Annotated in this window: 17 protein-coding genes; 13 read left to right on the top strand and 4 right to left on the bottom strand. The window is 61.8% G+C overall.

Going from position 1 to position 20,079, the window contains the following annotated elements:
* Window positions 1-20: 20 nt before the first annotated feature.
* Together EFD55_RS29375 and EFD55_RS29370 are read left to right on the top strand one after the other, a co-directional pair.
* Complete coding sequence (locus tag EFD55_RS29375; RefSeq protein ID WP_125850117.1) at window positions 21-3,167, top strand: efflux RND transporter permease subunit; 3,147 nt, start codon at window positions 21-23, stop codon at window positions 3,165-3,167.
* Window positions 3,168-3,325: 158 nt separating this feature from the next.
* On the top strand, window positions 3,326-5,236 hold the full coding sequence (locus EFD55_RS29370) for a beta-N-acetylhexosaminidase (protein WP_125850115.1): 1,911 nt from the start codon (window positions 3,326-3,328) through the stop codon (window positions 5,234-5,236).
* On the opposite strand, the gene EFD55_RS29365 is transcribed toward EFD55_RS29370, so the two are convergent.
* Complete coding sequence (locus tag EFD55_RS29365; RefSeq protein ID WP_125850113.1) at window positions 5,233-6,150, bottom strand: ROK family protein; 918 nt, start codon at window positions 6,148-6,150, stop codon at window positions 5,233-5,235. The genes EFD55_RS29370 and EFD55_RS29365 overlap by 4 nt on opposite strands.
* A 293-nt stretch (window positions 6,151-6,443) precedes the next feature.
* Here EFD55_RS29365 and EFD55_RS29360 point away from each other — a divergent pair, with 293 nt between their 5' ends.
* The 9 genes from EFD55_RS29360 (at window position 6,444) to EFD55_RS29320 (ending at window position 16,357) form a co-directional block, all read left to right on the top strand.
* Window positions 6,444-7,022: an exopolysaccharide biosynthesis protein gene (locus EFD55_RS29360; protein WP_183604866.1), complete on the top strand. Its 579-nt coding sequence runs from the start codon at window positions 6,444-6,446 to the stop codon at window positions 7,020-7,022.
* Between the two features lie 135 nt (window positions 7,023-7,157).
* Window positions 7,158-8,111: a sugar-binding transcriptional regulator gene (locus EFD55_RS29355; protein ID WP_125850109.1), complete on the top strand. Its 954-nt coding sequence runs from the start codon at window positions 7,158-7,160 to the stop codon at window positions 8,109-8,111.
* 145 nt (window positions 8,112-8,256) lie between these two features.
* On the top strand, window positions 8,257-9,567 hold the full coding sequence (locus EFD55_RS29350; protein WP_125850107.1) for an ABC transporter substrate-binding protein: 1,311 nt from the start codon (window positions 8,257-8,259) through the stop codon (window positions 9,565-9,567).
* Window positions 9,568-9,704: 137 nt separating this feature from the next.
* On the top strand, window positions 9,705-10,577 hold the full coding sequence (locus EFD55_RS29345; RefSeq protein ID WP_125850105.1) for a carbohydrate ABC transporter permease: 873 nt from the start codon (window positions 9,705-9,707) through the stop codon (window positions 10,575-10,577).
* Window position 10,578: 1 nt separating this feature from the next.
* Entirely contained in the window at window positions 10,579-11,409 is an 831-nt protein-coding gene (locus EFD55_RS29340) for a carbohydrate ABC transporter permease (protein ID WP_125850103.1), read from the top strand.
* Window positions 11,410-11,427: 18 nt separating this feature from the next.
* Window positions 11,428-12,426: an ABC transporter ATP-binding protein gene (locus EFD55_RS29335; RefSeq protein WP_125850101.1), complete on the top strand. Its 999-nt coding sequence runs from the start codon at window positions 11,428-11,430 to the stop codon at window positions 12,424-12,426.
* A gap of 80 nt (window positions 12,427-12,506) precedes the next feature.
* Complete coding sequence (locus EFD55_RS29330) at window positions 12,507-13,988, top strand: mannitol dehydrogenase family protein (RefSeq protein WP_125850099.1); 1,482 nt, start codon at window positions 12,507-12,509, stop codon at window positions 13,986-13,988.
* 96 nt (window positions 13,989-14,084) lie between these two features.
* Window positions 14,085-14,774: an HAD family hydrolase gene (locus tag EFD55_RS29325; protein ID WP_125850097.1), complete on the top strand. Its 690-nt coding sequence runs from the start codon at window positions 14,085-14,087 to the stop codon at window positions 14,772-14,774.
* Window positions 14,774-16,357 carry an FGGY-family carbohydrate kinase gene (locus EFD55_RS29320; protein WP_125850095.1) on the top strand — a complete coding sequence of 528 codons (1,584 nt, stop codon included), beginning with the start codon at window positions 14,774-14,776 and terminating at the stop codon, window positions 16,355-16,357. Before EFD55_RS29325 ends, EFD55_RS29320 begins: the two co-directional genes overlap by 1 nt.
* Window positions 16,358-16,425: 68 nt before the next feature.
* Here the strand turns inward: EFD55_RS29320 and EFD55_RS29315 are convergent, their stop codons facing one another.
* The gene (locus EFD55_RS29315; protein ID WP_125850093.1) at window positions 16,426-17,280 is read right to left on the bottom strand and encodes a MurR/RpiR family transcriptional regulator; all 855 of its coding nucleotides are present in this window, start codon (window positions 17,278-17,280) and stop codon (window positions 16,426-16,428) included.
* A 236-nt stretch (window positions 17,281-17,516) separates the two neighbouring features.
* On the opposite strand from EFD55_RS29315, the gene EFD55_RS29310 reads away from it, so the two are divergent.
* A complete protein-coding gene (locus EFD55_RS29310; protein ID WP_125850091.1) occupies window positions 17,517-18,230 on the top strand; it encodes a sulfate transporter family protein in 714 nt (237 codons plus the stop codon).
* A gap of 3 nt (window positions 18,231-18,233) precedes the next feature.
* On the opposite strand, the gene EFD55_RS29305 is transcribed toward EFD55_RS29310, so the two are convergent.
* A complete protein-coding gene (locus EFD55_RS29305) occupies window positions 18,234-18,659 on the bottom strand; it encodes a VOC family protein (protein ID WP_125850089.1) in 426 nt (141 codons plus the stop codon).
* Between the two features lie 84 nt (window positions 18,660-18,743).
* On the opposite strand from EFD55_RS29305, the gene EFD55_RS29300 reads away from it, so the two are divergent.
* Window positions 18,744-19,322 (top strand): TetR/AcrR family transcriptional regulator, encoded by a 579-nt coding sequence (locus EFD55_RS29300; protein WP_125850087.1) that lies wholly within the window; start codon window positions 18,744-18,746, stop codon window positions 19,320-19,322.
* Here EFD55_RS29300 and nth read toward each other — a convergent pair.
* A complete protein-coding gene (nth, locus tag EFD55_RS29295; protein ID WP_125850085.1) occupies window positions 19,287-20,069 on the bottom strand; it encodes an endonuclease III in 783 nt (260 codons plus the stop codon). The genes EFD55_RS29300 and nth overlap by 36 nt on opposite strands.
* Window positions 20,070-20,079: the final 10 nt, after the last annotated feature.

Below are 20,079 nucleotides of genomic sequence, written 5' to 3'. Positions count from 1 at the left end.
CGATAAAAGGGAACAGGACCATGGACGCCACCACCACTGAAAAGCGGCCCTTCAATCTGTCGCGCTGGGCGATCGGGCATCCGAGCATCGCCCGCTTCCTCTTCGGGCTGATCATCATCACCGGCGTGCTCGGCCTGATGCGCATGGGCCAGCGCGAAGACCCCGAATTCACCTTCCGCGTCATGGTCGTTCAGGCGATCTGGCCGGGCGCTTCCATCCAGGAAATGGAAGATCAGGTCGTCAACAAGATTGAACGCAAGCTGCAGGAAACGCCGCATATCGACTGGGTCAAGTCCTATACGCGCGCGGGCAGCGCGATCATCACGCTGCAGGTCAAGGGCGACACGAACTCGCAACAGGTGGCTGATGCCTTCTATCAGGTTCGCAAGAAGGTCGGCGACATTTCCAATGAGCTGCCGCAGGGCCTGCTCGGTCCCTATTTCAATGACGAGTTCGGCGACACCTTCATCACGCTGCATTCGATCAGCGGCGATGGCTATTCCTATCCCGAGCTGAAGAAATTCGCGATCCAGGCGCGCGACATGCTGCTGACGACGCCGGGTGTCGAGAAGGCGGTCATCATCGGCGACCAGCCTGAGAAGATCTATATCGACGTCTCGTCCAAGGCGCTCGCGGAGCGTGGCCTGACGATCCTCGACCTGCAGAACGCCATCAAGGGCCAGAACAATGTCGATCCGGCCGGCTCGGTCGATACCGGCCTGCGCTCCGTGCGCATATCGGTTGAAGGCGACGTGAAGAAGGCGGCCGATATCCGCGAACTGCGCCTTCGCGCCGGCGGCCAGGTGACCCGTCTCGGCGATATCGCCACCGTCAGTTCCGGGCTCGAAGATCCCTATCAGCGCAAGTACCGTTTCAACGGTCACGAAAGCGTTCAGGTCGGCGTCGTCATGGCCAAGGGCTTCAACGTGATCGATGTCGGCAAGGGCGTGGAGGCGACCTATCAGCGCTTCGAAGAGTCGCTGCCCTATGGCGCCGCCGTCGACCAGATCGCCAATCAACCCGATGTCGTGACAGATGCAGTCAGCGAATTCATGCACGCGCTCGGCGAAGCCCTGATCATCGTGCTGATCGTCTCGTTTGTGTCGATCGGCTGGCGCTCGGGCCTCGTCATCGCCATCGCTATTCCGCTGGTGCTCGCCGCCACCTTTGCGCTGATGTACGAACTCGGCATCGACCTGCAGCGCATTTCGCTCGGCGCCCTCATCATCGCGCTCGGCCTGCTCGTCGACGATGCGATGATCGTCGTCGAGATGATGGAGCGAAAGCTGGAGGAAGGGCTCGTTAAGATCGATGCTGCGAGCTTCGCCTATTCCTCGACCGCCTTTCCGATGCTCACGGGCACGCTGATCACCACGGCAGGCTTCATTCCCGTCGGCTTTGCGGCATCGACGGCCGGCGAATACGTCCGATCGCTGTTCTACGTCGTCGGCATCGCGCTTGTGACTTCGTGGTTCGTCGCGGTCTATTTCACGCCGTGGCTCGGCTATATGATCCTCAAGCAGCGTCACCACGCCGGCGAGCATCGCGATGCCTTCGACACGGGCTTCTACCGCCGGCTGCGCGGTACGGTCGCCTGGGCGGTTCGCCACCGGGTCATCGTGCTGCTGCTGACGCTCGGCACCTTCGTCACCAGCCTCTGGGCCTTCCAGTTCATTCCGCAGAATTTCTTCCCGCAATCCTCGCGGCCGGAAATCCTCGTCGATCTCTGGCTGCCCGAGGGCACGAGCATCAAGGAAGTCGAAGTCCAGGCAAAGGCGCTCGAAGCCAAGATGATGGACGATCCCGACAAGAAGTTCATCGCCACCTATATTGGCGAGGGCGCGCCGCGCTTCTTCCTGCCGCTCGACCAGCAGTTGCGCAATCCGAACTTTGCCCAGCTTCTCGTCATGGCCAAGGACGAACCGGCGCGTGAACGCCTGATCGTCAAGCTGCGCACGATTCTTGCGGAAGATTTCCCTACAATCCGCGGTAAGGTCGACCGCCTCTTCCTCGGCCCGCCGACGGGCTGGCCGGTGCAGATGCGCGTCATGGGGCCTGACCGCCAGGAAGTACGTGAAATCGCGGATCAGGTGAAGGCTCGCTTCGAGGCCAATCCGATGCTCGGCGCGATCCATGATGACTGGCTGGAACAGGTGCCGGCAATGAAGCTGGTGATCGACCAGGACCGCGCCCGGGCGCTTGGCGTCACCTCGCAGCGCGTGCGCCAGATGCTGCAGACCGCCATGTCCGGCGCGCCGCTCGACGATTTCCGTGACGGCGAGGAGACGGTTTCGATCGTCGCCCGCGAGCCGGATGCCAGCCGCTCGCTGCTGTCGGCAGTCAACTCCGTCTATGTGCCGACGGATTTCGGCGGCTTCGTTCCGGTCTCGCAGGTTGCCAAGGTCGTGCCGGTCATGGAGCAGGGGATCGAATGGCGGCGTAACAGGCTGCCGACGATCACCGTGCGCGCGACACTGCCGGACGGCGTGCAGCCGAACGACGTTGTCATGAAGATGTACGCCGACATGAAGGACCTGCGCGACAGCCTGCCTGCCGGCTACAAGGTCGAGATCCAGGGCGGCGCCGAGGATGCGGCGGAAAGCCAGATGTCGATCGCCGCCAAGGCGCCGATCATGCTCGCCGTCATCGTCGTGCTGCTGATGGTGCAGCTGCAGCACTTCGGCAAGGCAATGCTGGTGCTCGCGACCGGACCGCTTGGTATCATCGGTGCGGCGGCCGCATTGCTGATCAGCGGCGCGCCCTTTGGCTTCGTGGCGATCCTCGGCGTCATCGCGTTGCTCGGCATCATCATGCGCAACTCGATCATCCTGGTCGATCAGATCGACCAGGATATCAAGGCGGGCATGCACCGGCAGGAGGCGATCGTCGGCGCGGCCGTGCGGCGTTTCCGGCCGATCATGCTGACGGCGCTGACCGCCGTGCTGGCGCTGATCCCGATCTCGCGCGGCGTCTTCTGGGGTCCGCTCGCCTACGCGATGATGGGCGGCATCCTGGTTGCGACTGTGCTCACCATTCTGGTTCTGCCCGCCGGTTACGCCCTTTTCTTCGGCCGGGAGCCGAAGGCAAAGGACGAGCCAGGCGTGGATGCCGACGCCTTCCAGGAAGAGGCGGATGACAGACATCCGCCGGCGTTGGCAGCTGAGTGAGAGCGGCGCGGCGAAAGCCGCGCCGTTTTCCCTGTAGGCCCTTCCCGTCAAAGCGTGTCGCTGCTGATTCCATTGCCACTTCGAAAAAGCTAAGCTGCGAAAGCATGCCGGGAGACAAGCCGCGATCCTGGCCGTTCATTGACGGGGAGGGCGCGACTATGGCCGAATATCGTCTGGAAACAAGCTGGCACCCTGTCGAAGGCAGTTTCGGGCGCTTGACCTTCACGCTCTTCAATCTTTCGACCGAGCCACTGTCCGGCTTCTCGCTTGCCTATACCTCCGAGACGCGAGTCGCCGACAAACATCTCTGCAATGGCGGCAGCCTGAAGCGGCAGCTCGCGCATTTCCATGAATTCCTGCCGCACGAAGGGTTGAGCGTGCCGCCCGGCGGGCACTGGCGGTTTACGGTCGAGGGGCTGACCAGAGAGCCCAAACATGTGACAGCAGGCATCAAATCGGCGTATCTGACACTTGGCGGCGGGCGCCATGTTCCCGTCGCTTTCGGCGATCTCATCCTTGAAGGCCGAGAGGGCGGTGCGGCGCCGCCGCTTCTGCCGCCGGGCCGGGTCGAGGAACCTTATTCACTGCTGCCCTGGCCGCTGTCGCTTGGAATGAAAGCTGGGAACCTGCCCATCGTTCTCCATCCGGCGGCGAAGACACGGCCCGACGCGATCAAGGCGCTCTGCCTGGTTCTGGAGCTCTATCAGCGGCTCTATCCCGCCAACAACGTGCCGTTTTCGCTCAGCACCGTGAAGGGTGGGCGGGCCATTCGTTTCGTTACCGAATCGTCGATTGCTGAATTTGCCTACGAGTTGCGTTTCACCGCCCATGAGGTCGTACTTTCGAGTGCGGATGCGGCAGGACGGCAATACGGACTGATCAGCCTGGCGCAGCTGCTGCACGGCGCCCGCGCGGAGCCGGAGATTTTCAAATTCCCCAGTTTCGGCGCGATCGCCGACCAGCCGCGATATGGCTGGCGCGGCTGCCATCTCGATGTGTCCAGGCAATTCTATCCGGCCGCCGACGTCATGCGGCTGATCGATATTCTCGCCTGGAACAAGCTCAACATCTTCCACTGGCATCTGACCGACGACGAAGCCTGGCGGCTGGAGATCAAGGCCTATCCCGCCCTGACGGAGATCGGCGCGCGGCGCGGGCCGGAGGAAGTGCTCATGCCGCAACTCGGCGACGGGGCGGAGCTGCGCTCCGGCCACTACACGCAGGATGACGTCAGGCGGATCGTTGCGCATGCCGCCTCTCTGCATGTCGAGGTGGTGCCGGAGATTGATATTCCCGGCCACAGTACTGCGACGCTGCTCTCTCTGCCTGAACTCGTCGACGGGCAGGAGGCACCGGACAGCTACCGCTCGGTGCAGGGTTATCCCAACAACGCCCTCAACCCGGCGGTCGAATTCACCTATGAATTCCTCGGCAAGGTATTCGACGAGATGGTCACGCTGTTTCCCAGCGAATATCTCCATATCGGCGGCGATGAAGTGGCGCAGGGCTCCTGGCTATCCTCGCCGCTCTGCAAGGCGCTGATGGAGCGGGAGAAACTTGCCGGGACCGCCGAGCTGCAATCCTATTTCCTGAAACGGATCAAGGCCATGCTGTCGGAACGCGGCAAGAAGCTCGCCGGCTGGAACGAGGTCTCGCACGGCGGCGGCGTCGATCGCGACGGCACGCTGCTGATGGCCTGGGAAAAGCCTGCCGTCGGCATCGAGCTGGCTGCGGAAGGCTACGACGTGGTGATGACGCCGGGGCAGGCCTATTATCTCGACATGGCGCAGGCCGAAGCCTGGGCCGAGCCCGGCGCGGCTTGGGCGGGCTACGCTCCGCCGGAACAGACCTACGCCTACGAGGCAGAGGGGGAGTTGCCGGAGGCGCTGCAGGAGAAGATGCGCGGCATCCAGGCCTGCATCTGGACCGAGAATTTCGTCTCGCACGCCTATTTCAACCGGCTGGTCTTCCCGCGCCTTGCGGCCGTCGCCGAAGCCGCATGGACGCCTTTAGAACGCAAAGACTGGAACCGGTTCGCGGCGATCGTGCGGATGTGGCCGATACTTTAGGAAGCAGCCGCTTCGGCTTTCAGCCCCAGCAGTGCTGCGCCGATCAGGCCGGGTTCGATGCGGCATTCGCTAGGCACCACCAGCGGGCGGTCGAACTTGCGCAGGATCCGGGCGCGAACCGCATGATCGAGCTCGGCAAGCAGCGGCTCGACATTGGAAAGCCCGCCGCCGACCGGAACGATGGTCGCGCCGGTGATGTTGATCGTCAGCGCCAAGGGCGAGGCGACGAGATCGACATAGACGTCGATCGTACGCGTCGCCTTCTCCTCCCCATGCCGCCACTGACCGATGATTTCTTCGCTGGAAAGGTCGAGATTGTGCAGCGTCTTGTGCAGGCGCTCCAGGCCCCGGGCGCCGCCGACAGTGTCGACGCAGCCCTTCTGGCCGCAGCCGCAGGCATAGGCGGGTATAGCGACGGGCGGATTGCCGGCCGCGGATGCAATGATCGGGCCATGGCCCCATTCGCCGGCAAAGCCGCCGGCCTCGTTGACGAGGCGCCCGTCAGCGACCAGTCCGCCGCCGACGCCTGTGCCGAGGATGGCGCCGAAGACGATGCGGTGGCCGCGACCGGCGCCGAGGCCGGCTTCGGCCATGGCGAAACAATCGGCATCGTTGGCGATCAGCACCGGCAGGCCGAGTTCGGCTTCGAGGTCGGCCGCGAGCGCGCGGCCGTGGATGCAGGGAATGTTGGCGCAGGTCAGCCGCTGCGTATCGGGATCGACGACGCCGGCGATGGAAAGGGCGATACGGCTCGGCTCTTCTCCGGTTTCGGCGATGATGCCGCGCAAGGCCTGGACGAAAGCGGGGAAGTCATCCTTCGGAGTCGGGTGGCGGCCGAGGGGAACGATGTCTGTCTCGGAGCGGGCGATGCCGCCCTTGATGGCGGAGCCGCCAATGTCGAATGAAATGATCATTGCCTATCTGCCGTTTCCCTGGTCTTCAGCGTCTGCTCGCACTGTTGGCCGGGAATTACAAGCCTTCAATCCGTCGCTGCCATGTGCTGCGGCGCAAACGATGAATGGTGGAGACTAAATCGCGACCGACAGCTATTCCCATCCCATAAGTCATTCAATTGGCATATTACGTCGCCAAATTTAAAGCCTGCACTTTCATCATCATTGGCATCATGACCATCGAAAACACCGATTCCCAAAGACGCAGAAGACCACGTCCACCACGTCCCAAAGGCCGTCGCCTCTCATCCGTCCTGCGGCAGCTGGCCGCAGACCAGAGCCGGGAGCGGATTTCGATCGGCGACCTGTTCCAGACGATGGGCGACAGGGCGATCAGCGCGCTGATGCTGATCTTCGCGCTGCCGAACGCCTTTCCCACTCCGCCCGGCACTTCCGCGGTGCTCGGCGCGCCGCTGGTTTTCCTGGCGGTGCAGCTGACCTTTGGGTTGAAACCCTGGCTGCCGAAGACGATTGCCGCGCGTTCGATGCGGCGGGAGGACTTCGAGTCCATCGTCGGGCGCATCCATCGCTGGCTCGCCTGGGCGGAGCGTATGCTGCAGCCGAGGCTTGCGATCTTCGCCGAACCGCCCGCGGAATATCTTGCCGGTCTTTCATGCCTGCTCCTGTCGATCGTGCTGGTGCTGCCGGTTCCGCTCGGCAATATCCTGCCGGCGATCACGATCTCGGTCTTCGCTTTCGGCATATTGGGTCGCGACGGGCTGTTTTCGCTCGTCGGCTTCCTGATGACCGCCGTTTCGCTCGTCGTTGCCGGCGGCGTGATTTACGGTCTCGTAAAGACGGGGATCTATCTCATCATGCAATGGTTTGCCTGAGTAAACCCGGTTATTCGGCAGGTCTTGTTCAACAGGCTCGACATTTTCTGGAATTTTGTTTTGATCTGGCGCGATAAAGACTCGAAATCATGTTCAGTGCCGGCAAGGCCGGCTCATTTTGCGCGGTAGGCATCAATGGCAAAAAGAACCGAGACCCCTGGACGGCTCGACGATGCGGCACGCGCCGGATGGCTTTACTACGTCGCCGGGCGCACGCAGGACGAGATCGCCGCCTCGATGGGCATCTCGCGGCAATCCGCACAGCGGCTGGTGTCGCTGGCGGTCGCCGAGCGTCTGATCAAGGTGCGGCTCGACCATCCGATCGCCGCGTGCCTCGAGCTTGCCAATCAGCTGCGGCGGAAATTCGGACTGAAATATGTGGAGGTGGTCCCCAGCGATCCGGGTTCCTCCTCCACGACAGTCGGCATTGCCGAGGCGGGGGCAGCCGAGATCGAGCGCTGGCTGAAGCGGCCGGAACCCATCGTGCTTGCGGTTGGGACCGGCCGCACATTGAAGGCTGCCGTCGACCAGCTTCCGGCAATCGAGTGTCCCAATCATCGCATCGTTTCGCTCACCGGCAACATCGCGCCGGACGGATCGGCCGCCTATTACAACGTCATCTTCAGCATGGCGGATGCGGTGAAGGCGCGGCACTATCCGATGCCGCTGCCGGTGCTCGTCACGTCGGCCGAGGAGCGGGAACTGCTGCACGGCCAGCAACTCGTGCGCTCCACTCTCGATATCAGTGCGCAGGCCGACGTCACCTTCGTCGGCATCGGCGAGCTCGGCATCGACGGCCCGCTTTGCGTTGACGGTTTCCTCGAGAAGGACGAGATGATGGAGCTCATGCGCGGAGGGGCCGCCGGCGAGATCTGCGGCTGGATCTTCGATGCCGACGGCAAGCTGATCGACAACCCGATCAACGAGCGTGTCGCCTCCGCGCCAATCCCCTCGCGTGAGTCGTCGACGGTGATCGGACTGGCCAAGGGCAAGCGGAAGTACAAGGCGATCAGGGCGGCCGTTGTTGGCCGGCAAATCAATTCTCTGATCACCGATGAAGACACCGCTGAGTTTTTGCTCAGGAACTGAGCAAAAAATTCTCCTTCTGAATCAATGATATAAGTATGGCCTTCGGCGTCGCAGCAACGATTGCCGATTGACATTTTTTGCCATTTGGTGAGTAATTGCTCATGAGCAAAGCGAATGCTCACATCTCGTCTTCTGGGAGGAAGATATGACATTGAGAACTTTTCTGCTGGGCGCCTGCTCAGCATTGGCGTTTGCCGGCATGGCTTCGGCCGAGACGCTAACAATCGCGACCGTGAACAACGGCGACATGATCCGGATGCAGAAGCTGACGGATGACTTCAAAGCGAAGAATCCCGGCATCGACGTTGAATGGGTAACCCTCGAAGAAAACGTGCTGCGCCAGAAGGTCACGACCGACATCGCGACCAAGGGCGGCCAGTACGACGTTCTGACGATCGGCACCTATGAAGTTCCGATCTGGGCAAAGCAGGGTTGGCTCCTGCCGCTCGACAATCTCGGCGACGCCTATGACGTGAATGACCTGTTGCCGGCTATCCGCAGCGGCATCAGCAAGGACGGCAAGCTCTATGCAGCGCCGTTCTACGGCGAAAGCTCCATGGTCATGTACCGCAAGGACCTGTTCGACGCCGCCGGCCTGAAGATGCCCGACGCGCCGACCTGGGACTTCATTGCAGACGCTGCGAAGAAGGTCACCAACAAGGACAAGGAAATCTACGGCATCTGCCTGCGCGGCAAGGCCGGCTGGGGCGAAAACATGGCCTTCCTGACGGCCATGTCCAACTCCTTCGGCGCGCGCTGGTTCGATGAAAAGTGGAAGCCGCAGTTCGATCAGCCCGAGTGGAAGGACACGCTGAACTTCTACGTCAACCTGATGAAGGAAGCCGGCCCTCCGGGCGCCTCGTCGAACGGCTTCAACGAAAACCTGGCGCTCTTCCAGACCGGCAAGTGCGGCATGTGGATCGACGCAACGGTTGCCGCCTCCTTCGTCTCTGACCCGAAGCAGTCGCAGGTCGCCGACAAGGTCGGCTTCGCGCTCGCCCCGGACAAGGGCCTCGGCAAGCGCGGCAACTGGCTCTGGGCCTGGAACCTCGCCATTCCGGCGGGTTCGCAGAAGGTCGAGGCAGCTGAGAAGTTCGTCGCCTGGGCCACGAGCAAGGAATACACCAACCTCGTCGCCGAGAAGGAAGGCTGGCTGAACGCACCTCCCGGCACCCGCACCTCGCTCTACGCGAATGCGGACTACCAGAAGGCCGCTCCCTTCGCCAAGATGACGCTCGACTCGATCAACTCGGCCGATCCGACCAAGCCGACCGTCAAGCCGGTCCCCTATGTCGGCGTCCAGTTCGTGGCGATCCCGGAATTCCAGGGCATCGGCACGGCGGTGGGCCAGCAGTTCTCAGCAGCCCTTGCCGGCCAGATTTCGGTCGACCAAGCGTTGAAGAGCGCACAGCAGCTGGCAACCCGCGAAATGACCAAAGCCGGCTACATTAAATAAAACCTCCTGAGCAAGAGGCGGATACTTGACAATCCGCCCCTCTGGGCCGCCGACTGCCCGAACTGCATCGGCGGCCTCTTTTTCAGATAAACCGTCCCGCGACCGGCCCCCGGCTTCAGACCAGATCGGTGATTGCCATGGCAACGTTACACACTCGCTCCGCAGCGCGTCTGATGATCGCACCCTCCGTGCTGCTCCTCTTTGCATGGATGATCGTCCCGCTCGCGATGACGATCTATTTCTCGCTACTGAATTACAATTTGCTCAGCCCCGGCTTGGAAAGCTTCGTCGGTCTGCTGAACTACGAATATTTCCTTTCCGACCCGGCCTTCATCGCTGCGTTGATCAATACGCTGGTGCTGGTCGCCGGCGTGCTTGTCATCACCGTTGTCGGCGGCATCGCCTTCGCGCTCTTGCTCGACCAGCCGATGTACGGGCAGGGGATCGTGCGCATCCTCGTCATTGCGCCGTTCTTCGTCATGCCAACGGTCGCCGCACTGGTCTGGAAAAACATGTTCATGAACCCGGTCAACGGCCTCTTCGCGCATCTTGCGAAGGCGTTCGGCCTGCAGCCGATCGACTGGCTGGCGAACGCACCGCTGTTCTCCGTCATTCTTATCGTCGCCTGGCAGTGGCTGCCCTTTGCCACCCTCATCCTCCTGACCGCGCTGCAATCGCTCGATGAGGAGCAGAAGGAGGCGGCCGAGATGGACGGCGCGGGCGCCATCTCGAAATTCATCTACATCATCCTGCCGCATATGGCGCGCGCCATCACCGTGGTGATCCTGATCCAGACGATCTTCCTGCTGTCGGTCTTTGCCGAGATCCTCGTCACCACCAATGGCGGACCGGGCACCGACAGCACCAATCTTACCTATCTCGTCTATGCGCAGGCGCTCTTGCAGTTCGATATCGGCGGAGCCTCGGCGGGCGGTATCGTCGCTGTCGTGCTCGCCAATATCGTTGCGATCTTCCTCGTCCGCCTCGTCGGCAAGAATCTGGAGGCTTGAGATGGCTAGAAAGGTCACCACCCAACGCAAGGTCATCATGACCGCGATCGCCTGGGCGCTCGGCATCCTGATCTTCTTCCCGATCCTCTGGACGTTTCTGACCAGCTTCAAGTCGGAAGCGGACGCCATCGCCTCGCCGCCGCAGTTCCTGTTCTTCCATTGGACGACGGAGAACTATGCGGAGGTGCAAAGCCGGTCGAACTACCTCAGCCACTTCATGAATTCGGTGATCATTTCCTTCGGCTCGACGCTGATCGGCCTGATCATCGCAATCCCGGCCGCCTGGGCGATGGCGTTCGCGCCCACCAAGCGGACCAAGGACGTGCTGATGTGGATGCTGTCGACCAAGATGATGCCGCCTGTGGGCGCGCTGATCCCGATCTATCTGCTGTTCCGCAATTCGGGCCTGCTCGACACGCGCATCGGTCTGGTGATCGTGCTCACGCTGATCAACCTGCCGATCATCGTCTGGATGCTCTACACCTACTTCAAGGAAATTCCCGGCGAGATCCTCGAAGCGGCCCGCATGGACGGGGCGTCGCTGATGAAGGAAATCGTCTACGTGCTGACGCCGATGGCGGTGCCGGGCATCGCCTCGACGTTGCTTCTGAACATCATCCTTGCCTGGAACGAGGCCTTCTGGACGCTCAACCTCACCGCCTCGAAGGCGGCGCCGTTGACGGCCTTCATCGCCTCCTATTCGAGCCCCGAGGGCTTGTTCTATGCCAAGCTCTCGGCGGCCTCGACCATGGCGATCGCACCGATCCTGATCCTCGGCTGGTTCAGCCAGAAACAACTCGTACGCGGCCTGACCTTCGGCGCGGTGAAGTAAGATAAAAGGGAGAGAAACATGGGCAGCATTACCCTTCAGAAGGTTTCCAAGGTCTTCGGCGAAGCCAAGGTCATCCCTTCGATCGATCTCGACATCAGGGACGGCGAGTTCGTCGTCTTCGTCGGCCCGTCGGGCTGCGGCAAGTCCACGCTGCTCAGGCTGATCGCCGGTCTCGAGGATGTTTCCGGCGGCAAGATCGTCATCGACGGCAGGGACGCCACCGAAAAGGCGCCCTCGGAGCGTGGCCTTGCCATGGTGTTCCAGTCCTACGCGCTTTATCCGCATATGAGCGTGCGCAACAACATCGCCTTCCCGCTGAAGATGGCGGGCGTGGACAAGGCGGAGATCGATCGCAAGGTCACGGATGCCGCCCGCGTGCTCAACCTGACCGACTATCTGGAGCGCAAACCGCGCCAGCTTTCCGGCGGTCAGCGCCAGCGTGTCGCGATCGGCCGCGCCATCGTGCGACAGCCTTCGGCCTTCCTGTTCGACGAGCCGCTGTCGAACCTCGATGCGGCGCTGCGCGTCAACATGCGCCTCGAAATCAGCGAACTGCATCAGCAGCTGAAGACGACGATGGTCTACGTCACGCACGATCAGGTCGAGGCCATGACCATGGCCGACAAGATCGTCGTGCTGAACAGGGGCAATATCGAACAGGTCGGCTCGCCGCTTGAGCTCTACAGCCGCCCGCGCAACCTTTTCGTCGCGGGCTTCATCGGCTCGCCGAAGATGAATTTCATCAAGGGCCAGAACGCGGCCCAGCTTGGCGCGCATACCATTGGCATCCGCCCCGAGCATGTGCTGCTGTCGATGGAGAGCGGCGACTGGAAGGGCAGGGTCGTGGTCGCCGAACATCTCGGCTCCGACACCTTCCTGCATATCGATGCCGAGGACATCGGCATGGTGACGGCGCGCGGCAGCGGCGATTTCGCCGCAAAGGCCGGCGATACCGTCTACCTGACGCCGGACCGTTCGCGCATTCACAAATTCAACGAGGGCGGCCTCTCCATCTGAGGCGCGCCGCCGGGGGGCAGGCATGCGAGCCGGACGATGGCGCCCGGCCGTCTCGGCAAGACCTTCAAGAGGACTGAATCATGACGTGCAAACTATCGCTGGCAACGCTTTCCGACGCGGCGCGCACTGCCGCCATCCCTGGTTATGACAGGGCGTCGCTGAAAGCCGGCATCGTGCACTTCGGCGTCGGCAATTTCCATCGCGCCCACCAGGCGATCTACCTCGATGATCTCTTCAATCAGGGCACCGACCACGACTGGGCGATTGTCGGCGCCGGCGTGCTGCCGTCGGATGCAGCCATGCGCGAAAAGCTCGCGGCCCAGGATTTTCTGACGACGGTGGTCGAACAGGACAACAACAGAACCGCGGCGCGCGTCACCGCGCCGATGATCGACATCCTTCCGGTCGGCGATTCCGCCGCGATCATCGCCAGGCTTGCCGATCCCGAGATCCGCATCGTTTCGATGACCATCACCGAGGGCGGTTATTTCATCGATGCATCAGGCACATTCAATCCGGCTCATCCGGCAATTGCTGCCGATGGACAAAACCCCTCCGCGCCGAAGACAGTCTTCGGCCTTGTTGTCGCCGGGCTGAAGGCGCGCAAGGATAGGGGCATCGGACCCTTCACAGTGATGTCCTGCGACAACATTCCCCATAACGGCGTCGTCACCGCCAATGCCGTGGTTGGCACGGCGGCCCTTTCCGATCCTGCCCTTGCCGAATGGATCCGGGCGAATGTCGCCTTCCCGAATGCGATGGTCGACCGTATCACGCCGGCGACCGGTCAGCGGGAGATCGATTTCCTCAACGAGCATTTCCAGATCGAGGACAACTGGCCGGTCTATTGCGAGGAATTCAAGCAATGGGTGCTTGAAGACAAGTTCACGGCGGGCCGCCCGGCGCTGGAAAAGGTTGGCGTGACCTTTGTTCCTGATGTCACGCCCTACGAGCATATGAAGATCCGCATCCTGAACGGCGGGCATGCCGCAATCGCCTATCCTGCGGCGCTGATGGACATTCACTTCGTTCATGATTCCATGGAAGACCCGTTGATCCGCGCCTTCCTCGCCAAGCTCGAGAAAGACGAGATCATTCCGATCGTGCCGCCGGTGCCGAACACGTCGCTGACCGATTATTTTGCTCTGATCGAACATCGCCTGCTCAATCCGAAGATCGCCGACACCATTCCGCGGCTTGCGCAGGACGGCTCGAACCGCCAGCCGAAATTCATCCTGCCCTCGACGCTCGACAATCTCCGCCAGGGCAGGGACGTCGTCGGCCTGGCATTGGTTTCGGCGCTCTGGTGCCGTTATTTCGCCGGCAAGACCGACAGCGGCAACGATATCGTCTTCAACGATGCGAGCGCCGACCGCCTGCATGCGGCAGCCCTGAAGGCAAAGGACGATCCGTCGGCCTTTCTCGCCTTCGACGATATTTTCGGCGAAGTGGCGAAATCCGAACTTTTCCGCAAGCGTTTCGCACATGCTCTCAATAGCCTGTGGGAAAAGGGCACGCGGGAGACGCTGCAGCTCTATCTCGACGGTAAGTTGGCAGTGTAGGAATTCCGGATGGCGGCGCGCGCTGCCGCCATCCATCCGGCCTTGCGGACGAAGCGGGGCGTTGCACGTCCGAATTGAACTCAGGTTGGGTCTTTCATGGCTGATAGTGAACCAGGGCTGGTCATCTTCGATTGCGACGGCGTGCTCGTCGACAGCGAACCGATCTCGATCCGCGTGCTCGTCAGCGCGATGAATGATTTCGGCGTCTCGATCACCGAGGATCAGGCTTACGAGCGCTTTCTCGGCCGCAGCCTTTCGACCGTCATCGATACGCTCGAAGTCGAATTCAACGTCCATGCCGGCGAGGAATTCCTCGAGCGCATCCGTACTGATCTCTATGCCCGCTTCCGTACCGAATTGAAGCCGATCGAGGGGATTGCTGCGACCATCGATGGGCTCGGCATTCCCTGCTGCGTCGCCTCATCCAGCCAGATGGAGCGGATCCGGCTGTCGCTTTCCGTCACCGGACTTCTCGACAGGTTGCCCGACATCTTCAGCGCGACGATGGTCAAGCGCGGCAAACCGGCGCCCGATCTCTTTCTGCATGCGGCGCGTGAGATGCATGTGGAGCCCGCATCCTGCGTCGTCGTCGAGGACAGTCCGGCCGGTGTCGCGGCGGCCAAGGCGGCGGGCATGACGGTCTTTGCCTTCACCGGCGGATCGCACGCCAACTTTGCCGGATACCGCGCCGAACTCGATCGGCTTTCGCCGGAAGTGGTGTTTGACGCCATGCCGGATTTGATACACCTTGTCCGCAAACACAAGCTGCACGGGACCAAGTCTTGATGGGTGATCATGTGGTTGCGGTGGATATCGGCACGGGCAGCGCGCGCGCCGGCGTCTTCAATGCACGCGGCCGGCTGCTCGCCAAGGCCGAGCAGCCGATCGTCATGAACCGGCCGCGCGAGAACCATGCCGAACATGATTCCGAAGATATCTGGTCGGCCGTCTGCATAACGGTGCGCAGGGCGATGGAGCAATCGGGCATCGCCGCCGCCTCTGTCGGAGCGATCGGTTTTGACGCCACCTGTTCGCTCGTCGTTCGCGATATCGAAGGCCGGCAGATCAGCGTTTCCACGGGCGGCGAGAGGCGTTTCGACACGATCGTCTGGCTCGACCACCGGGCTCTGAAGGAAGCCGATTTCTGCACGGCGACGGAGCACAGGGTGCTCGAACATTCCGGCCACGTGATGTCGCCGGAGATGGAGATGCCGAAGCTGATGTGGCTGAAGAAGAAGCTGCCCGCCACATGGGAAAAGGCCGGCTATTTCTTCGACCTCGCCGATTTCATGACCTGGAAATCGACCGGCTCGCTTGCCCGTTCACGCTGCACGCTGACGGCAAAGTGGAACTATCTCGCCCATCTCGAAAAGGGCTGGCAGCAGGATTTCCTGGAGCGGATCGGTCTTGAGGACCTTCAGGCGCGTGGGAACCTGCCGGAAGAGACCGCGCCTGTCGGAGAGAGCGTCGGACGGCTGACGCAGGAAGCGGCCGAGGCGCTTGGGCTGACCACGGACTGCCATGTTTCGGCCGGGATGATCGATGCTTATGCCGGCGCACTCGGCTCGCTCGGCGGTTACGCCGCCGATCCTGTGAAACGCGAGCACCAGCTGGCGCTGATCGCCGGCACGTCGAGCTGCATCGTCGCTTTTTCACAAGAGCGCAAGCCGAGCCACGGCATGTGGGGGCCTTATTACGAGGCGGTCTTCCCGCAATGCTGGCTAGTGGAGGCCGGGCAATCTGCGACCGGCGCGCTGCTTGACCATATCGTGCGCATGCATGCGGCCGGCGGCGAGCCGACGGCGGCGCTGCATCAGAAGATCGTGGCGCGCATCGCCGAATTGCGGGCAGAGGAAGGCGACGACTTCGGCGCGCGCATTTTCGTGCTGCCGGATTTTCACGGCAATCGCTCGCCGCTCGCCGATCCGCATGCCGTCGGCGTCGTCAGCGGGTTGACGCTCGATGCTTCCTTCGACAGCCTCTGCGCGCTTTATTGGCGCACGGCGGTGGCGATCGCGCTCGGGATCCGCCACATCCTGGAGACGATGAAGGAATACGGTTACGTGCCCGATACGCTGCATATCGCCGGCGGTCATGTGAAGAACCCGGTGCTGATGGAGCTTTATTGTGACGCCACCGGCTGCAAGGTGGTGGTGCCGAAGATGAATGAAGCGGTGCTGCTCGGCACCGCGATCGCAGCATCCGTCGCCTGCGGCCTGCACAAGGATCTGGCAGCGGCCGGCGAGGCGATGTATCCGGGCGGCGACGAACGGCTTCCCGACAAGGCGAAGCAGGCGCTCTACGACCGCGACTATCGCCGTCTGCTTGCCATGTACCGGCATCGGGCCGAACTGGAAGCGATGCAATAACGGTCAGAGCATTCCGTTTTTCCTGGAACCACGGAAATACTCTATCCCTCGCATCTTGGCAGAATTGCTTAGTGGTTCGCCGTCTCGCCGAGGACTGTTGCAAATTCCAGCATGCGGCGGCGGCGGAGCGCGGCTTCCTCTCCGACTTCGAGAATGACGGATTCCGATAGGCAATCGAGCAGTGCGATCAGCGGCGGAAGATTGTCGAGATCGGGAGCGCGGGCGGCCGGCAGGGGCAGCATCACGTTCGACTGGTCGGCCATCCAGTCCGCTTGCTGTGGCGAAATGAGAACGACCTTGTAGCCGTAACGCCGCGCTGTCCGGGCAAGGAGGCGCGCCTTGGCGAAGCGGCGACAGTCGATGATGACGAGCAGCGCATCGTCGACCGCCAGCCTAGCGAAGAGTTCGGCGAAACGGTTGTCGGCGCTGTCGAGCGTGCGTACGCCGTCGCGGGCCTGCGTCAGCCTCTGACAGAAATGATTGGCCAGGCTTGAAAGCCTGGCATGGGTAGCGATCGACACTTCCCGGGCCGTGCTGATCAGGCCGACGGCTTCGGCCCAGTTCGGCTGCGCCGTCAGATGGTAGATGTGATGGAGCGCCTGGATTTGTTCGGCGACCAGCACGGCGAGCGGTTTGCCCTCGGCGGCGTCCTCATGCAGCTCGGTCATGGCGCTCTGCAATTGCGCCGGCGACGTCGTTACCGTCTCGCGGATTTCCACCTTGACGCTGTCCAGCCCCTGATAACCGAGCGCGCGCAGGAAGCGTCCGACGGTCATCGGCGAAAGGTCCAGCCTGTCGGCGACGGACGCGGCTGTCTCAAACGGCAGGTCGTTCAGGTGCTCGGTGAAATATTTCGCGATACGACGCTCGGCTGGCGTACCGGTTTTTACGTATTGCCTGAGTTTGTGTACAAAATCTTCCACATCAGCCTCCCCCGTCTTCCCTCAGAGGCGCTCCGCGGACGCGCTGTTGCGACCCGTTGTCTTTGCAACTATTACGGAAGCTGCTTCTCAGGCCCATGCATATTCTGATATCTCACAATATTATATTAGCATTTATTTTTCGACAAGTTTTCTAGTACAGCATGCAATTTTATTCTCTCTTGCCGGTGGCGTCTGCCTTTCCTACATCTTTGCGCGCAAACGGAGACGCCGAAGACATGATCCTTGACGCCGCTCGACTTTCCCTCGCCAATTTGTTCGCGCCGGAGACACGGTCTGTCTTCTGGAAGGTGCTCGGCCTGACGATTCTCGTGCTGGTCGGCCTCTGGTTCGCGCTGCGCGGAGCCTTCATGGCCTTCCTTTTCCCTTGGCTCACGAGTTTCTTTCCCGACCTGCCGGATTGGGCGGGGTGGTTCGCCTTCGTCTTCGCGATTCTTGCCGGCATCGGTCTCGCGCTCCTGCTGGCGCTTTTGCTTTCGCCGGTGACTGCGCTGATCGCCGGCCTGTTCCTCGATGATGTCGCCGATGTCATCGAAAAGCGCGACTATCCCAAGGACGCGCCGGGCACCGCCATGCCGCTTGGTCCGGCGATGGCAAGCTCGATCAAGTTCCTCGGCGTGGTGATCCTCGGCAATATCGTGGCGCTGCTGCTGTTGTTCATTCCCGGCATCAACCTGGTCGCATTCTTTCTGGTGAATGGCTATCTACTCGGGCGTGAATTCTTCGAATTCGCCGCCATGCGCTTCCGTGCGCCTGACGAGGCGCGGCTCTTCCGGGCCAGGAATGCGCCCACCGTCTTTCTTGGCGGACTGGTGATCGCACTCTTTCTGGCAATTCCCATCGTCAATCTTCTGACGCCGCTCTTTGCCGCCGGCATGATGGTGCATCTGCACAAGCTGATTTCGGCGCGCGACGCCAGTTTGCGCGCCTGAGGCTCAGCCGGGCAGGGCTGAAGCGTCGTACATTGAGGCGAATTCGGCGGTCGGCGGGATCGGCGTGATGATATCGATCAGCACACCGTTCGGGTCGGCGGTGATGAAATGCCGCTGGCCGAAATCCTCATCGAGGATCTCCCTCAAAATCGGCAGGCCGGCATTCCGGCAGGCCGCATAGATCGCATCGACATCGGCGACCTCGAAATTGAGGAGCAGGCCAGAGACCTTGCCGCGGGCTAGGGCAGGGATGGTCTCGTGACTGCCGTCGAGGATGGCAAGCGCGACATGCTCCTTCTCCGCCGATTGCAGATGAACATACCAATTGCTCTCGAACAGCGCCTTGAAGCCGAAATGCGCGCAATAGAAGCCGGCGGTGCCGCCAACGTCGCCGGTCATGATGACAGGATAATAGCTCGTCGATTTCATCTGTTTCCCTCCTCTTCCAATTTACATGCAGTCTGTATGTTTTTTCTGTTAACATACATTCAGATTGTATGTAAAGAGACATGCATGAGCCGTAGCAATCGAGAGAGAACGGAACAGACGAGACAAGCGCTGATCGATGCCGGGCGGTGTCTTTTCGTCGAGAAGGGTTATGCCGAAACGTCGACGCCGGAGATCGTGGCGGCGGCGGGCGTGACGCGGGGGGCGCTCTATCATCATTTTGAAGACAAGAAGGCACTCTTTCGCGCGGTTATCGAATGCGAGGCGCAAGGGGTAACCGAGGCGATCGAGGAGCGCTCGGCGTCGCACGATGCGCCGCGTGCCGCACTGATTGCCGGTACCTCGGCCTATTTCGATGCGATGAGGGTGCAAGGGCGCACACGGCTGTTGCTGATCGAGGCACCTGCCGTTCTCGGCCCATCAGCGGCTGCGACGATCGATGCGGAGAATGCGGAAGCGACGTTGCGCACAGGGCTTGCAGCCATGCTTCCGGAAGCCGGCGCTATGCTCGGCCCGCTGACGTCGCTGCTGTCGGCAGCCTTCGACCGCGCGGCGATCGCGATCGAAGCGGGGGGCGGGCGGCGGGATTACGAGCAGGCGATTGCGGCCCTACTCGACGGCCTCACCGATCACCTGCGGCGGTAGCTCGACGAGCGGCGCCGGGATGTCGCAGCTCTTTTCGGGAGACTTGCAGATATCCGCGATGACGCAACGTTCGCATTCCGGACGCCGTGCCTTGCAGGTATAGCGGCCGTGGAGGATCAGCCAGTGATGGGCGTGATAGAGGTAATGTTTCGGCACGACCTTCATCAGTCGCTCTTCCACCTCGTCGGGTGTCTTGCCCGGCGCGAGCTTGATGCGATTGGCGATGCGGAAGATATGGGTGTCGACGGCCATGGTCGCCTGGCCGAAGGCCATGGACAGCACGACGTTGGCGGTCTTGCGGCCGACGCCCGGCAGGCGAACCAGTTCCTCGCGCGTTTCCGGCACTTCGCCCGCGAATTCGTCGACCAGCATCTGCGACAGCGCGATGACGTTCTTTGCCTTGTTGCGATAAAGGCCGATCGTCTTGATGTAATCGCGGACCTTCTCTTCTCCGAGATCGAGCATTTTCTGCGGCGTATCGGCGACCTTGAACAGCGCCCGCGTCGCCTTGTTGACACCGGCATCGGTGGCCTGGGCGGAGAGCGCCACCGCCACGACAAGGGTGAAGGGGTTGGTGTGCTCGAGTTCACCCCGCGGTTCGGGCCGCTGCACCGAAAAGCGATGGAAAATCTCCTCGCGCTCGGCCAGCGAATAGGCGGTCTTCACCGCGGCCGCCGGCTTGCGGCGGGCGATCACATTCGAATTTTGCGACGGTTTGCTGATTGATTTGAGTTTCGGATTCGCCATGGAGAATCTA

Source organism: Rhizobium pisi (assembly GCF_003938655.1).
GTDB classification, from domain to species: domain Bacteria; phylum Pseudomonadota; class Alphaproteobacteria; order Rhizobiales; family Rhizobiaceae; genus Rhizobium; species Rhizobium pisi.
This window is presented reverse-complemented; position numbering and strand designations above follow the sequence as displayed.

Coding starts and splice junctions, on each gene's coding strand:
- EFD55_RS29375 (WP_125850117.1), top strand. CDS start 21: ATGGACGCCACCACCACTGAAAAGCGGCCCTTCAATCTGTCGCGCTGG.
- EFD55_RS29370 (WP_125850115.1), top strand. CDS start 3,326: ATGGCCGAATATCGTCTGGAAACAAGCTGGCACCCTGTCGAAGGCAGT.
- EFD55_RS29365 (WP_125850113.1), bottom strand. CDS start 6,150: ATGATCATTTCATTCGACATTGGCGGCTCCGCCATCAAGGGCGGCATC.
- EFD55_RS29355 (WP_125850109.1), top strand. CDS start 7,158: ATGGCAAAAAGAACCGAGACCCCTGGACGGCTCGACGATGCGGCACGC.
- EFD55_RS29350 (WP_125850107.1), top strand. CDS start 8,257: ATGACATTGAGAACTTTTCTGCTGGGCGCCTGCTCAGCATTGGCGTTT.
- EFD55_RS29345 (WP_125850105.1), top strand. CDS start 9,705: ATGGCAACGTTACACACTCGCTCCGCAGCGCGTCTGATGATCGCACCC.
- EFD55_RS29340 (WP_125850103.1), top strand. CDS start 10,579: ATGGCTAGAAAGGTCACCACCCAACGCAAGGTCATCATGACCGCGATC.
- EFD55_RS29335 (WP_125850101.1), top strand. CDS start 11,428: ATGGGCAGCATTACCCTTCAGAAGGTTTCCAAGGTCTTCGGCGAAGCC.
- EFD55_RS29330 (WP_125850099.1), top strand. CDS start 12,507: ATGACGTGCAAACTATCGCTGGCAACGCTTTCCGACGCGGCGCGCACT.
- EFD55_RS29325 (WP_125850097.1), top strand. CDS start 14,085: ATGGCTGATAGTGAACCAGGGCTGGTCATCTTCGATTGCGACGGCGTG.
- EFD55_RS29320 (WP_125850095.1), top strand. CDS start 14,774: ATGGGTGATCATGTGGTTGCGGTGGATATCGGCACGGGCAGCGCGCGC.
- EFD55_RS29310 (WP_125850091.1), top strand. CDS start 17,517: ATGATCCTTGACGCCGCTCGACTTTCCCTCGCCAATTTGTTCGCGCCG.
- EFD55_RS29305 (WP_125850089.1), bottom strand. CDS start 18,659: ATGAAATCGACGAGCTATTATCCTGTCATCATGACCGGCGACGTTGGC.
- EFD55_RS29300 (WP_125850087.1), top strand. CDS start 18,744: ATGAGCCGTAGCAATCGAGAGAGAACGGAACAGACGAGACAAGCGCTG.
- nth (WP_125850085.1), bottom strand. CDS start 20,069: ATGGCGAATCCGAAACTCAAATCAATCAGCAAACCGTCGCAAAATTCG.